At 59.3% G+C, this 14,407-nt stretch carries 9 protein-coding genes; 7 read left to right on the top strand and 2 right to left on the bottom strand.

What is annotated here, in order from left to right; genetic code table 11:
- Positions 1–50: 50 nt before the first annotated feature.
- The 7 genes from Q0G85_RS00335 (at position 51) to Q0G85_RS00305 (ending at position 8,064) form a co-directional block, all read left to right on the top strand.
- Positions 51–2,516 carry a DMSO/selenate family reductase complex A subunit gene (locus tag Q0G85_RS00335; RefSeq protein WP_297153646.1) on the top strand — a complete coding sequence of 822 codons (2,466 nt, stop codon included), beginning with the start codon at positions 51–53 and terminating at the stop codon, positions 2,514–2,516.
- Positions 2,517–2,530: 14 nt separating this feature from the next.
- Positions 2,531–3,154 carry a DMSO/selenate family reductase complex B subunit gene (locus Q0G85_RS00330; RefSeq protein ID WP_297153495.1) on the top strand — a complete coding sequence of 208 codons (624 nt, stop codon included), beginning with the start codon at positions 2,531–2,533 and terminating at the stop codon, positions 3,152–3,154.
- A gap of 1 nt (position 3,155) precedes the next feature.
- On the top strand, positions 3,156–4,019 hold the full coding sequence (locus Q0G85_RS00325) for a DmsC/YnfH family molybdoenzyme membrane anchor subunit (RefSeq protein WP_297153492.1): 864 nt from the start codon (positions 3,156–3,158) through the stop codon (positions 4,017–4,019).
- A gap of 117 nt (positions 4,020–4,136) precedes the next feature.
- Positions 4,137–4,778: a Tat proofreading chaperone DmsD gene (gene dmsD / locus Q0G85_RS00320; protein ID WP_297153489.1), complete on the top strand. Its 642-nt coding sequence runs from the start codon at positions 4,137–4,139 to the stop codon at positions 4,776–4,778.
- A gap of 9 nt (positions 4,779–4,787) precedes the next feature.
- Complete coding sequence (locus Q0G85_RS00315; protein WP_297153486.1) at positions 4,788–5,699, top strand: DmsC/YnfH family molybdoenzyme membrane anchor subunit; 912 nt, start codon at positions 4,788–4,790, stop codon at positions 5,697–5,699.
- 257 nt (positions 5,700–5,956) lie between these two features.
- Complete coding sequence (locus tag Q0G85_RS00310; RefSeq protein ID WP_297153484.1) at positions 5,957–7,039, top strand: S-layer homology domain-containing protein; 1,083 nt, start codon at positions 5,957–5,959, stop codon at positions 7,037–7,039.
- Positions 7,040–7,149: 110 nt separating this feature from the next.
- Positions 7,150–8,064, top strand: a complete 915-nt coding sequence (locus Q0G85_RS00305; RefSeq protein ID WP_297153481.1) for a 3-phosphoglycerate dehydrogenase — start codon at positions 7,150–7,152, stop codon at positions 8,062–8,064.
- Between the two features lie 173 nt (positions 8,065–8,237).
- Here Q0G85_RS00305 and Q0G85_RS00300 read toward each other — a convergent pair whose 3' ends face one another.
- On the bottom strand, positions 8,238–12,227 hold the full coding sequence (locus Q0G85_RS00300; RefSeq protein WP_297153478.1) for an acyl-CoA dehydratase activase: 3,990 nt from the start codon (positions 12,225–12,227) through the stop codon (positions 8,238–8,240).
- 42 nt (positions 12,228–12,269) lie between these two features.
- On the bottom strand, positions 12,270–13,952 hold the full coding sequence (locus Q0G85_RS00295) for a helix-turn-helix transcriptional regulator (RefSeq protein WP_297153475.1): 1,683 nt from the start codon (positions 13,950–13,952) through the stop codon (positions 12,270–12,272).
- Positions 13,953–14,407: the final 455 nt, after the last annotated feature.

The raw sequence follows: 14,407 nt of genomic DNA, 5'->3' as shown, positions 1-14,407 counted from the left end.
CTCGCCCTTTCTCAGGGGAAGCGATAGGAAGGGAGACTGAAATGCCAAACATGAACGTAAACCGTCGCACGTTCGTCAAGACGGCGGGTGCTCTCGGCGCCTTAGCGGCTGTCGGCGGAACCGCGGCGACGGGGCCGCTGTTCAACTCGACAGCGCCGGCTTTCGCCGAGGCGGCCGATGAAATCCACTGGTCTCAGTGCAACGTGAACTGCGGTGGAAACTGCATCTTCCAGTGGCACAGCAAAGACGGCAAAATCCAGTACATGGAAACCGACAATCTTGGGAGCACGGATCTGCAGGCGCGTGCTTGCCTGAGGGGCCGCGCCATGCGTCGTTGGCTGAACAGCCCCGATCGCTTGCTGTATCCCATGAAGCGCGTGGGTAAGCGCGGCGAAGGCAAGTTCGAGCGAATCAGCTGGGATGAAGCCATCGACATCATCGTGGAGCAGCTGAAAAAGACCATCGACAAATACGGCAACGAGGCAATCTACATCAACTACGCAACGGGAATGTACAGCGCGACGGGTCGCGCGCCCATTCAGCGCCTTCTCTCCCTGCTCGGCGGCTATGTGAATCAGGGATACGACTATTCCACGCATATGCTCCAGGCGATCATGCCCTACATGTACGGCAGCTCGAGCAACATTGCCGACGCGAAAACGGGTATCCATAAAACGCTGGGGAAGAAGGCGACTAAGTTCAGCCCGTACGATAACGTGAACGCGAGCTCCTTCTCGGAAGCCGAAGCGCATTCCGACCTCGTGGTCATGTTCGGCAACAGCCCTGCTGAGACGCGCATGGGCGGCGCGAATGCCGTCTGGGATTATGCTCTCATGCGCGAGGCTGTCCTTGGTCGTGGCGGAAAGATCGTAAATATCGACTACCGCCTGAACGAATCCTCTTCGGGTCATCCCGATGAGTGGCTCCCCATTCGTCCAGGTACTGACGCCGCCCTCGTTTCGGCCATCGCCTACGAGTGGATCAAGGGAGACAAGATCGACAAGGAATTCCTCGACAAGTACTGCGTTGGTTACGATGACGACACGATGCCCGAATCTGCGAAGGGCAAAAACAAGTCCTACAAGGACTACATCATGGGCACCGGTTACGACAAGATCGAGAAGACCCCCGAATGGGCGGCTCCGATCACGCAAATCCCGGCAAGCAAGATTCGCGAGCTTGCCGACATGATCGCTTCGGCGGAAGCTCCGTTCATTTGCCAGGGATGGGGTCCTCAGCGCCACACCAATGGCGAGGACGCCACCCGCGCCATCTGCATGTTGCCCATCCTGATCGGACAAATCGGCCTGCCTGGAACCAATACGGGCCAGCGTGAGGCGGAGCCCCCCACGTACCTGGTTGGCAAAATCCCCTTCACTAATCCGATCAAGACGACGCTTCCCGTGTACCAGTGGGTTAACGCGGTCGATCACGGTCGCAAGATGACCGCAACGAACGCAGGAATCATGGGCGCTGAAAAACTCGGCAGCGACCTGAAATTCATCTGGAACTACGCGGGGAATTGCCTGACGAACCAGCATGGCGACATCAACTACACCCACGATGTCCTCTCCGACGAGAGCAAGTGCGAGTTCATCTTGGTGTGGGATACCGTCATGACCGACTCCGCGAAGTACGCTGACCTGCTGCTTCCTGACGCGATGCGCTCCGAGCAGATGAACCTGCAGACGCAGGGCTACTCCGAGTACTACACCGGTGTCGTCGTCGGAACCCCGGCGCAGGAGCCGCCGGGAGAGTGCCGCAGCAACTACGATGTGTGCGCCGATATCGCCGATCGCTTTGGGCTCAAGGAGGAATTCACCGAGGGCCGCACGCACGACGATTGGATCGAGTACCTGTACAAGAAGGGCGCGAAGGCTGACGATAAGATGCCGAGCTGGGAGGAAATCCAGAAGCAGGGCGTCTACAAGCGCGCGCTCGAGCCGGCAATTGGTCTCAAGAGCTTCCGCGATGACCCCGATGAGCACCCCTTGGCGACGCCGTCGGGCAAGATCGAAATCTATTCGGAAACGCTTGCGAACCTGAACGATACTTGGGAACTCGCCGAGGATGAAGTCATCAACCCGATTCCGGTCTTTTCTGAAGGCTTCCATGGCTACGGAAGCGTGACCAGCGAGTTCCCGCTCTATTGCTCGGGATTCCACCACAAGAGCCGTACCCACAGCTCGTTCGGCTTTATCGAAGAGCTCGAAAAAGTCGCACGTCAGCAGCTGTGGATCAACCCCGCCGATGCGGAACCGCGCAACATCATGGACGGTGACATGCTTGCTGTTAAGAGCCCGGCAGGCGAAATCCGCATCGAGGCGAAGGTCACCCCGCGTATCGTCCCCGGCACTGTCGGTATCCCGCAGGGCGCATGGCATAAGGCGGACATGTTCGGCGACAAGATCGACACCGGCGGGTGCGTCAACACGCTGTCCGTCTACAAGCCGACGCCTCTCGCGAAGGGCAACGGCACTGCTCACTCAATGATCGTTCAGGTTTCGAAGGCGTAAGGGGGTAGACGAGAATGAAACAGTACGGATTCTATTTCGACAGCACGCGTTGCACCGGATGCCGCACGTGCGAGATAGCTTGCAAGGACTACAAGGATTTGGGCGTCGATTTCGCCTATCGACATGTGTACGACTGCGAAGGCGGCGGCTGGCAAACGCAGGCCGATGGCACTTACACACAGGATTGCTTCGTCTACCACGTGTCGCTCGGCTGTCAGCATTGCGACGACCCCGCCTGCGTAAACGTGTGTCCGACTACGGCGATGCACAAGGATGCCGACACAGGTCTCGTCTCCGTCGACGAGCACAAGTGCATAGGCTGCGGGTACTGCCATATGGCGTGTCCCTATAACGCCCCAAAGGTTGATCGCGAAAAGGGCCACAGCGTGAAATGCAACGGCTGCGCGGAACGCGTGGCTGAGGGGAAGAACCCCATCTGCGTGGATGCCTGCCCGCTTCGCGCCCTCGATTTCGGCCCCATCGAGGACATTCGCAAAAAGTACGACGGCGTCGACAGCGTTCCCCCTCTGCCTGACGCGAGTTATACCCACCCGAATATTGTCGTGAAAGAATGCCCTGCCGCCAAGCGTGCGCAAAACGTCGCTGGTCTGGTAGCTAACCCCCTGGAGGTGATGTAGCATGCAGTTTTCCGTTGCTGAGCTGCCTTTGGCGCTTTTCACCACACTGGCGCCGCTGGGTGCGGGCGCGTTTATCGCCCTCGCGTGCGCTTTCTTCACCACGAGGTTCTCAAGCGAGCAGCTGAAGAAGATCGATCGCGGTACCATTTTCCCGCTCGCAATCGTGATTGTTGGCTTCATCTGCGCGTTCTTCCACCTTGCAACTCCGATGAACGCTCCCTCGGTGTTCTTGGGCGCGGGCTCTCCGATGTCCAACGAGATCATCGCCGGTTGCGTGTTCGCGATCGTCGCCATCGTATACGTGATCGTTGTGAATGCGGGCAAGCTTTGCGGATCTGCACGTCAGGGCTTCGCCGCCGTCGTGGCCGTGCTGGCCGTAATCTTCGCCATCTTCACCGGTCTTGCGTACGTCATGAGCACCATCGCTACGTGGAACACGCCGCTTGTTCCCGTGCAGATGCTCGGCTTCACGCTCGTCGGCGGTGCTGCCACCGCGGCGCTCGTCCTCGCAAGCGTGGGCGTGTGGGCCGATGCCTGTAAGGGTGCCTTCAAGACGACCATCATGGGGCTCGCTGTTGCGGGCGCAGTGCTTGCCATCGTGGGCCTTGCTGGTCAGCTTGCCATGGCCTCTGGTATGCAGAACGCGCTCGTCTCAGGGGCTGACCTGGTATCTGGTGCGCTTCTTCCCGCCATCGTGGGCCTGGCACTCGTCGCGGTAGCCGCAGCGCTCGTCTTCGTCGCCACGAAGAAGGAAGCTGCAACCGGACTTGCCGCAGCGGCCCTCGTCGCGGCCGTGGTGGGCATCTTCTTGGCCCGCATGGCGTTCTACGCAATCCAGATGTCGGTGGGCATCTACTTCGGATAGTCCACTTTACACGCTCTTGACCAGCCTATACGGCCCAAGAGAAGCAAGCTCTGCTACCGCCTTCCCAGTAGCGGAGCTTGTGCTATATTCAACTGGCAGAATTAGAGGGGGTTCGACATGGCCGAACAGACTGACGAGATGCTCGAAGCCATCGCTTTCGTGGGCGACACGCTTGCGCCATTTTTCTTGGAAGACCCGAAGACGGGCGGGGCTCAGGCGTCCTTTTCCGCCTTTGCGGCGCTCGATGCTGACGCGGCGGCTCGTGAATGGCCCTTTGCCGAGGCGGCCTCGTCTGCCCAGGCGCTTCGGGAAATGGTCGCGGGGCTTGCGGACGGCGTTACCGACGACCTCGTTTGGGAATACCGGGCGCTTTTCGTGGGACCGGGGCACCTTGCCGCTCCGCCATGGGGGTCGGTCTACACCGATCGCGAGTGCGTCATCTTCGGCGAGACGACGCTTGCGCTGCGCGCATGGATGCGCGAACACGGCGTCGCGCGGGCGACTGACGAGAAGACTCCCGAGGACCACATCGGGCTCATGCTTGCGCTTATGTCCCATCTTTGTCGCACGAAACCCGATGCGCTCGATGAGTACCTTTGCGGCCACCTGCTCACCTGGGCCCCTCATTACCTGGAAAAACTCGCCGAAGCCGCCAGCCATCCCTTCTATTGCGGCCTTGCCACGCTGACGCGATCCACGCTTCTCGGTATTCAGGACTTCCGCGGGCTTTCCGTGAAGCTTCCGCGCTTCTACAAGTAGGGGTCCATCATGTCGACGGGATTCGCCACCGCATTCAGCGAGATTACGCTCGTGCTGTTCACGACGCTTGCGCCGTCGGGGGCGGTGGCATACGCGCTCATGTCGCTTCCCATCATACGGGGAGGGCTGCCCGACGATGCTCATCGCCGCATCGACAAGGCGCTCTGCATCCCGCTCATCGTGTCCCTGGTGGGGCTTGTCGCGTCGGCAACGCATTTGGGGAATCCGGCGAACGCGCTCTACGTGTTTATGGGGGTGGGGAGAAGCCCGCTTTCCAACGAGGTGCTCAATGCCGTCATCTTCCTCGCGTTCGCGGGCGTGTACTGGCTTTACTCGTTCGCCCAGAAACCTCGCCGCCTGGTTCAGCGGCTTCTTGCCATCGGGGCGTGCCTCAGCGCGGTTGTATGCATTACGGCTATCGCCTTCGCGTATTCCGCAGATACCATCATCACGTGGGATACGCCGTTTTCCCCGGTGAGCCTTTGGACGAACGCGCTTTTGGGCGGTCCGATCCTCGCGATTGTGGGCCTGCGAGCAGCGAGATGGAAGTCGCGGGGAAATCGCTTTGGACGCTTGATGCTCCTGCTTGCGATTGTCGCCTTCGCGGCATGCCTCGTCGTGTATGTCCTTCAAGGGGCAAGCGTGCTTCAGGCAGAGAACGCGGTCTCGACCGCTGGCGACCTGGTGCCGCACTATGCGCTGCTTGTCGGCGTCTTCGCCATTTTCTCGGCAGCGGGAATCTGCGTGGACGCGACGTCGCTGTTCAGGCCCTCCGTTTCACGCGACGATAAGGCCTCTCCCGACGAGATGACGATTACGGTCGTCCGCTCCTCGGTTGCGGCGTTGCTCGTGCTCGCGGGGATTTTCGTGATGCGCTTTTCCTTCTACATGATGCACATGACGGTAGGCATCAGCTTCTAGGGCGCTTGCGGCTGCCGCTCTCAAGGTTGTCCCAGTTTCGCCTCTTGAATACCCCTCCTTCTTCTCGCCCTTGCGCCCTCGGGTTCCCGATTGACGACCCCCGAAGCCTTCGCTCTCCCAGCTTCAAACCCGAAGCCTCCGCTCTTGCCGCCCCTCCGCCTCCGCAGTTTTTGCGGCTCTTAGTCATCCCTGGGTGAAACCGATACCCCTTCGCGTTATCATTAATGCCACAAATGTGGAATAACGTAGGAGGAACAATGGCGAATCGGCCCCTGATGGCATCGGTGCTCTCGATCGTTCTTGCGGTGGGAATCTGCCTGCCGACTCCGGCATTGGCGAGCGAAAAGTTGCAAGATGGAGGCGATGCCCTCGTCAGCGCGCCTGCCCAAAAATACGAGACGGTCGATCTTCCCACGGGCGTTGCTAAGGAAACGACCTATCTCAAGAACAACTCGGGGTACGCCTACCGCATCGTGCTCGCAAAAGCTGGCAAGGTGCGTTTTGATTACACCTGGACGCTTCCCTGCGGGCACAACTACTTCTCAGTGTCGATTGTGAATTCCGAGGGGGAGGAAGTTGCCGCCGACAATGTGTACTTCTCCTATATCCAAAAGGATTGCGCCTTGTCGCGCACGGTGGATTTGGAGGCGGGCGAGTATCGGGTCGAGGTGACGTATCGCGCGGGCCATCAAGGCAAGGAGGGTTCGTTCGCGGCTTGCTATTCCACGGAAGCGCCCTATCCCGATGTGCCCGAGGGCTCCTGGTATCACGACGCGGTGCTCGAGGTTTCGGCGATGGGCCTTATGACCGGCTACGATGACGGTACGTTCGGCCCGTCGGATTCGCTGACGCGCGCTCAGGCGGCGACCATACTGTGGCGCTATTTCCAGCCGACGGCTTCAAAGAACTACAACGCCCAGGCGGCGAAGAATCGCACGAAGATGGACGATGTGGAATCCGGCACGTTCTATACCGAGGCTGCGAACTGGGCGGTTGAAAACGGCGTGATCCACGGTGTGGAGAAGAATGGCGTTCTCTGCTTCGATCCTGATGCGAGCATTCCCCGCGAGCAGCTTTGCGTGATGATTGCGAACACCGCGCACGAGCTTTGCGGGCACAGTGTCGAGGGGGCGGATCGCGCAAAACTTGAGAGCATGCCCGACGCGCAAAGCGTGCCCGATTGGGCGGCGGACTCAATTGCGTGGTGCCTGAGCGAGGGCGTGGTGAACGGTGTGAACGAAAGCGGGACGCGCTATGTTGAGCCCGCGGCCACCGTCGATCGCGCAACGATGGCTCAGATTATGGTGAACGCGATAGCGGTCGGGGTGTTCTCGCTTTAGGGAAGCGCGTCTTAACAGGTGCCACTTTAGCCGCCTACAGTATTTTTCGCTATGGCGCGCCGCAGCCGCGTTATCCTGTGCAGGAAACCTACCTACTGAAAGGGGATTCCATGTACAAAGTGCACTGCTTGAACAACATCTCGCAAAAAGGCTTGGCTCTCCTGTCATCCGACTACGAGCTGACCGACGACGTGTCAAAGGCCGATGCCATCCTCGTTCGCAGCGCGAACATGCACGAGATGGAATTCTCCGACAACCTGAAAGCGGTCGCGCGTGCGGGCGCGGGCGTGAACAACATTCCGCTCGATGCGCTTGCCGAGCGCGGCATCCCCGTGTTCAACACGCCGGGCGCGAACGCGAATGCCGTGAAGGAGCTCGTCCTGTGCGCTCTGTTCATGGCCGCGCGCGATGTTGTGGGCGGTGCTGCTTGGTGCCGTCACAACGCAGATGACGAGAACATCGCGAAGAGCGCCGAGAAGGCGAAAAAGCAGTTCGCCGGCACGGAAATCATGGGGAAGACGCTTGGCGTGATCGGGCTTGGCGCTATCGGGCGTCTGGTCATCCCCGCAGCCGAGGCGCTGGGCATGAAGACGGTCGGATACGACCCCTTCCTTGATGCCGAGCGTGCAGCCTCCATTTCCCCGAACCTCCGTTTCACCGACGACTTGCTCGATTTATGCGCGAGCTGTGACTACATCACGATTCATGTTCCGGCAACGCCGACGACGAAGGGCATGATCGGCTCGAACGAGATCGCGGCGATGAAAGAGGGTGCGGCGTTCTTGAATTTCTCGCGCGACACCCTGGTTGACAACGATGCCATGCGCGCGGGGCTTGAATCGGGCAAGGTTCGCCGCTATGTGACGGATTTCGCAACGCCCGAGGTCATGACAATGGAAGGTGCGCTCGTGCTTCCGCACCTGGGCGCATCGACCGCCGAGGCCGAGGAGAACTGTGCGGAAATGGCCGTCCGCGAAGTTATGGATTACCTGGAAACGGGCAAGAAGGTCCATTGCGTTAACTAGTGTTTGAAAGTTCGCGTTAGCGGGTCTGATTCCCTTAGGCCCGCGGATGGCGAATGCGACCTTTTCGCGCGACCGCGCCCGGGCGCTTGGTCGGCGCTTGGGGCTCTGAGGCGCGCCCATGCGGCGTTCGCTTCAACCCCTCGCGCCGTGTGGGCTTGTCTGGCGAGGCCGCGCTATTTTTCGGAACCTAAATTTTCCTTCTTGGCTCGCCGAGCCGCCCCAACCGCGAGGCGAATGCGATTCTCCCTGTTCAACGCCGACGACTCTGGATCGTAGTCGATGATAGTAATCGGCATATCGGGGTAGCGCCGCGCATATTCGTGGGCAAACCCGCGTGCGTGCACATGCGCTTTCATGCAACCGAAGCTTTGCAGGTACACGACGCAATCGACCCCCTGGCGCGCGAACTCGTCAAGCTGGTCAAGATATCGAACATCCTCGCAAAAGAGCTTGTCGGGATCGGGCATCGCGACGTCGCAATCCAAGTGCTCTAACAGCTTCACGACAGAATCGTTCATAAACGCGTCGAAGCAGAGAAGCGGATTGCCGACGATTCCAACGACCACGCGATCTGCGTCGGCCTTCTCCTGCTTAGGAGGCTTATGAATGGAAAGCGGCCACTGCTCCTCCCAGATGATTTTTGGACAGCTTCCTCTCAGCCGCCAAACCGTGTGGGCAAGTCCGTCGAGCAGGCATCGATTGCATACGAGCGGAATGCGAAGGCGCTCGATCTGCGGATTCTCCTTGACAACGCGAAGCGTGCGCGCGATAAGCGCTGCTGCGGTAAAGCACACATCGCCAGGAACCTGTCTTCTTGCCACTTCCTCGTCGTCGGTCGATATCTCCGCGTTCATGATATTCGGAATACGCTCGAGCGGGCACCCCGCAGCTTCGAGGACCCGAGCGGTATCGGCGGCGCTCTCGGTCGCGATGCGCTCCCTTTCGATATGGGATGCTGTGATTGGCTTGCCACTGGCTGGACCGCTGATCGGGTTGTCGTGTTCGTGTTCGCTCGCAGTGCCTATGCTCACATCCGCGACCAGCGATTTTTGCGCGTGTGTATTACGGCGCGACATGGACTCGATTCCTTCAGCCAGCGTGCGAAGCCTGATGCTGAGATGGGCCTTGTCCGAAAGGTCGTCGATCTTCAACGCGGTGAAGGGCTTGCCCGCCGCCTCGAGAATATCGCGTGCATCCTCAAGGCTCAGCGCATCGTAGCCGCAGCCGAACGACTGCAGACACACGAGGTCGATCTGCTTGTTCTCGGCGGCAAAACGCGCAAGGCGCGCGAGGTGCTTGCCGGGTTTCCATGGTGGACACGCCGGATCGTGCGGACGTCGCGTTGCCCATGCGTCTAAGCTTGTGGGGCACAAGACGGCGAAACCCAACTTCGTGAGCATCGTATCGATGCCCCGCATGAGGCGAGGGTCGCTATGGTAAGGTCGCCCCGCGATTACGATGGCGTGCCGCTGCTCGTCTTCGGCGAGCCAAGCCATCGCGGCTTCGTTTGCGCGCGCAATCGCCTCGAAGAACGCCTTTTGTGCATCGAGCGCCTTTTCAAGTGCATGGTCGAACTCTTCTTGGGTAAGCGGGGCCTCGTCGGGGCACAAGCTGGCTATCTCGGAAAAGAGTGTCAGCAGGTCATCGTCGCTTTTCACGAGGCGCGTGACCTTGAAGGAGGAGAGAAGGGGGCGCGAGAGACGCACCTGCCCCCGCTCGAATGCGGGCACGGCGTCAGCAAGTGCGTCCGCGTATTCGCACGATACCGTACAGCGTCCGACGCGACTGAACCGCGGCATGAATATGATGTGAGCCCCGGCATTCATCAGGTCGAATGCTCTCAGATGCGCAATTTTCGCAGGGAAGCAGGCGCTTTCGGCAGGGACGCTCGCAAGTGCTGCCTGCTCGAAGGCGGCTCCGCGGGAGTCGTCGGGCATGATGATGCTGAATCCGAGCGTTCGGAAAAACGTCTCCCAAAAAGGCGTGTATTCATAGGTTTCGAAGCAATTCATGATACCGATTGTGCAGTTCGCACGAAGCCCTGATTGCTTCTCGTTCTCAGCCGATTGCAGCAGGCGCTGCTCGCCGGCGATTGCGTTCGGGACGCAAGAACGACGTCGCTTGCTACCTTCTGCTTCCTCGACAACTGCGCCCTCGCTTCGGCGAATCTTTGGCTCCTCGTTGCGCGAGAACTCGTACTCGTTCGCGTTTTCACACTTGTTTCCGCTGATGAAGCGCCTACCGTGCCCGAAATCGGCAACGGCAACGCTGCAGGCGTTCGAACAACCCGGACATCGGGAGGAAAACCGCTCAACTGACAGTGCTTCTAGCTCGCGCGCGGGAAGAAGTGAGCTTCGAATCGCGTCGCTGGGAAGATTGCCTGTCCTCGTTGTAACATCGTGCGCCCGTTCGCGCGCGATTAACGCCGCTCCAATCGCGCCCATGAGATGGGCGTTTTCGGGGCGAATGACCTCAATCTCGCACGTCTTCTCGAAGGCGCGCAGCACGGCGTCGGACTTGAACGTGCCGCCCTGCACAACGATTTTGTTGCCAAGCGTGTCAATTCTCTCGGCGCCGATGATGCGGTAAAGCGCGTTCTTCACGACCGAATACGTAATGCCTGCTGCCAAATCGTTCACGCTCGCACCGATTTTCTGGGCATGTTTCACGCGGGAAGACATGAATACGGTGCACTTTGTTCCCAGGTCAACGGGGTGTTCGGCAGTGAGCGCCGCGCTGTTGAAGGAATAGGGGGTGCAGCGGAGAGAATGCGCGGTTCCCTCGATGAACGACCCGCACCCGCTCGAGCATGCTTCGTTGAGGATGGCGCTCGACACCATGCCGTTCTTAATCCAGAGCGCCTTCATATCCTGTCCGCCGATATCGAGCACGAAGGTCGCGTCGGGCGTAAGCTCTAGTGCGGCGCGGGCGTGGGCTGTCGTCTCCACGATGCCCGAATCAATCCCGAGTGCGGCACGCAGCAAATCCTCGCCGTACCCGGTCGCCGTGGCATGAGCAACCCAAGCTGTCGTCTCGTCCGTGCCGTAAATATGGGGAAGGGCGCTTGAGAGTTCGATTAGCTCCTCAGTCGCCGTGGCGAGCGCGTCGCCCTTAACGGGAGCGTAACTCGAGTAGACTAGGTTGCCCGCATCGTCTATCACGGCCATCTTCACGGTGGTCGATCCCGCGTCTATCCCTAAGTAGAGCGGTCCTTCGCAGTCGAAGAGACGCTTTCGCGGGAAGTCCGCTGACGTATGGCGTTCTTTGAAGGCGGCGCGTTCCTCGTCGCTGCTGAACAGCGGCTCGAGTCGCGCCAGGTCGTCCTTCGGCGCGTCGGCTTGCCGCATGCGCTCCTCGAGCCGCGCAAGCGACGTGGACGCGTTCCCCGAAAGCTCCCCTGCATAAAGCGCCGCGCCGTGGGCGGTGAAGGTGTGCGCCCATCGGGGTTTGATGCCCGCGCCTCGCTTCAGCCCAAGGGCAACCTGGAAGCGCCTGACCAGTTCAGGGATAAATTGCGAGGGACCGCCCAGGAAAATGACCTTTCCCTCGATCGGCCGTCCGCATGCAAGCCCGGTGATCGTTTGGCGCACGACCGCCTCAAGGGCACTGGCTGCAATGTCGCTTTTCTTCGCACCCGCATTCAAAAGAGGGCGCACGTCGGTTTGCGCGAACACAGCGCAGCGCGAGGCGATGGGGTAGATGCGAGAGGCACCTCCGGCAAGCCTGCTCATATCGCTCGATCGTACGCCGAGCATAAACGCGATCGAGTCGATAAACCCGCCTGTCCCGCCTGCACAGGTAGCGTTCATTCGCTGCTCGGGGTTGCCGGAAAGGTACATCACCTTCGCGTCTTCCCCGCCGAGTTCGATGACGGCGTCGGCATCGGGGTAAAGTTCCCGCACGGCGCGCTCCGTGCTCAAAACCTCTTGTACGAAGGGAAGCTCAAGCATGTCGGCAAGCGCGATTCCCGCCGATCCGGTGACGGCCGCCTTGCCGGGCAAATCGCCGTAGCGCCAAACTAGGTTGTGCAGAATGTCGACGAGCGTTTCGCGGATGTTCGAAAGATGGCGCCGGTAGATCGAGTTCACGATAGTACCGTTCTCGTCGACGATCACGACCTTGACGGTCTTCGACCCCGCGTCGATTCCGAAACGGTATGTCATCGAAGAGCTCTCATCGACAGGGAATAGGCGCCAGCTGCCAAGTTAGCGTCGTTGTGGGTTGTTCTCCTGGTCATATGCCTCGCGCTTGGCCGCTTCAACCATGCTGAGCAGTTCCTGCTGCGTGTGGATGTCGAGCTTGCGATAAATGTGGTTGATGTGCGTCTTCGCGGTGCTCTTGGAAATGCAGAGCTGATCTTGAATGAACGCGGCGTTGTGTCCTTTTGCAAGAAGGAACATGACTTCGGTTTCGCGCCTGGAAAGAAGGTATCGGTCGGCAATTGCCTCGCACTGCGAATGGAAGCGCCCCTTCGCGCGGCGCCCTTCCTCAGCATCCTGCGGCGTTTGCTCGGGCTCCTCGGTCACGGGAGCAGGCTCTTTCGCGGCAGTAGCAGCGGCATCCCTCTCGTCCAGCGCGGCAATGTGCTTCTTCAGCTTTTCCGTTCCCTGATCGACATTCACTCCTTCTATTGGAGCGACGACGATCGCCTTTACCTCGCGCTGACGAGGCGATAGCGCATAGCCCACGATAAGCGCAAATAGCACGAGCAGCGCTGCGGAGCCGTAGTCGATGCCCGCTCCCATATGGTGGATATCGCCAACCGGCGTCATAGCGAATACCGTTCCGAAAAGAGAGGCGAGCGCAAGCGTTCCGCGCCCGGTTCCGAACACGAAGATGGGCGAAAGACGGAACTCCTGCGCCAAGTCGGCGAAGAAGATCCACATGAGCGCCTCAAAACACATGTAACCCGCAATGAGTGCGAGGCATGCGAGAAGCGAGCCCGGAGAGCCAAGGAAGGGCAAGGCGATTGCGCCGAGGGCGATAAATGGCAAGAGCGCCCTGAAGAGGAGGTCCCAGTGCCCTTCGTTTTTCGAGATGAAAATCGTCGCGATGATGATGAACATGCCCAGGCAGGCAGCAGCGCCCATGACAAGGAGCATCGTCAAATCGGCAGCGGGAAGGACGATGTTGCTTGCGACGGTGCGTAGCACGCCGAGGGCGAAACCGAAGATTGCCGTCGGGATAAGCAGGCGGACGAGGAATTGTGCAGGCTTGACCGTCAGCGGATGGAAGATGGGTATCTCGCGGCGGCGATAGTAGGGAATCGGCGTCAGGCGCCAGAGGATGAAAACCTCAGCGATGGGGAAGATGCCGGTGATGATGCCCGAGCAGAAGGGGGGCACCAGATGGGTGAGAACCATGTAGAGGCCGATGCCGATTGCAACAGAAACGGCGGTATTCAGGATGATAGTGCTGAATTCATAACGAGCGAACGCTGTGCCCCACAGTACGACCATAAGGCTCGAGCCGATACCCGCCGCCAAGCCCGCAAAGAGCAGAATGAAAGTGCCGAGCGGACCTCCGATTGGCACGAAGAACGAAGCGTAGGTGCCCAAGCAAGTGAGCAGAGCGGAAAGCCCTAGTGCACGCTTCGACACATAGAAGCGCAAGAACATCTGGTTGGTGAAGCCAAGAGCGAGAAGGGCGATGCCGAAGAAGATCATCGAGGTTATCAACACGATGAACGAATAGGGGTAAGCACCGTCGAAAAGCATAGTGAACGGTGCGTCGGTTCCAAAGAACACGCCGGCGCTGAACATAGCGGAGTAGATCCACGCTTGATGAAAGCCATACCCCAAAGAAAGCGTGTTCAGTTCGCCCGAGGCGTCGGTGCCGTCTTCCTTGCTTGCGACGGTAATGGTGACGTGCGGAAAAGTCGAAGCCATATGTAATCCCCTAAATGATGCGTTTGCGAGCTTCGGATTATCTTCTATTATGCAGTAATACTCAACCTATGCGATTTATGCTATGTACGCGTTCATAGTACCCCACCACGGTGGGTATTTCCACTGAATGCCTGCAATCCGCTATATTCGCCAAAGAATGCGCAACAAAAGCAACACGCTGTCCATTTTTGCAAGGAGGCGAATGCGGTTGAGGAAGAGACCTCAAAAATGGAGGGTTTCATGTGTGGATGTGGAAATATCAACCCAAGAGGTTGATACGAAAATGGCAAAAATAACCTCATGGTTTGACGCTCATACCGTTTGCCTTACGTAAAGTACCGCTTGTCTGTTCGCCGGCATTTTTATACCGCTGGCCGCAGGGGATAGATTGGCAAAGTGGAAGAGAAGTCGGAAAGGGGGATCTGCACGCGCGGTTTCTCGCAATGAGCGCGAAG

The organism is uncultured Ellagibacter sp., from assembly GCF_934617235.1.
In the GTDB taxonomy this organism is placed as follows: domain Bacteria; phylum Actinomycetota; class Coriobacteriia; order Coriobacteriales; family Eggerthellaceae; genus Ellagibacter.
This window is presented reverse-complemented; position numbering and strand designations above follow the sequence as displayed.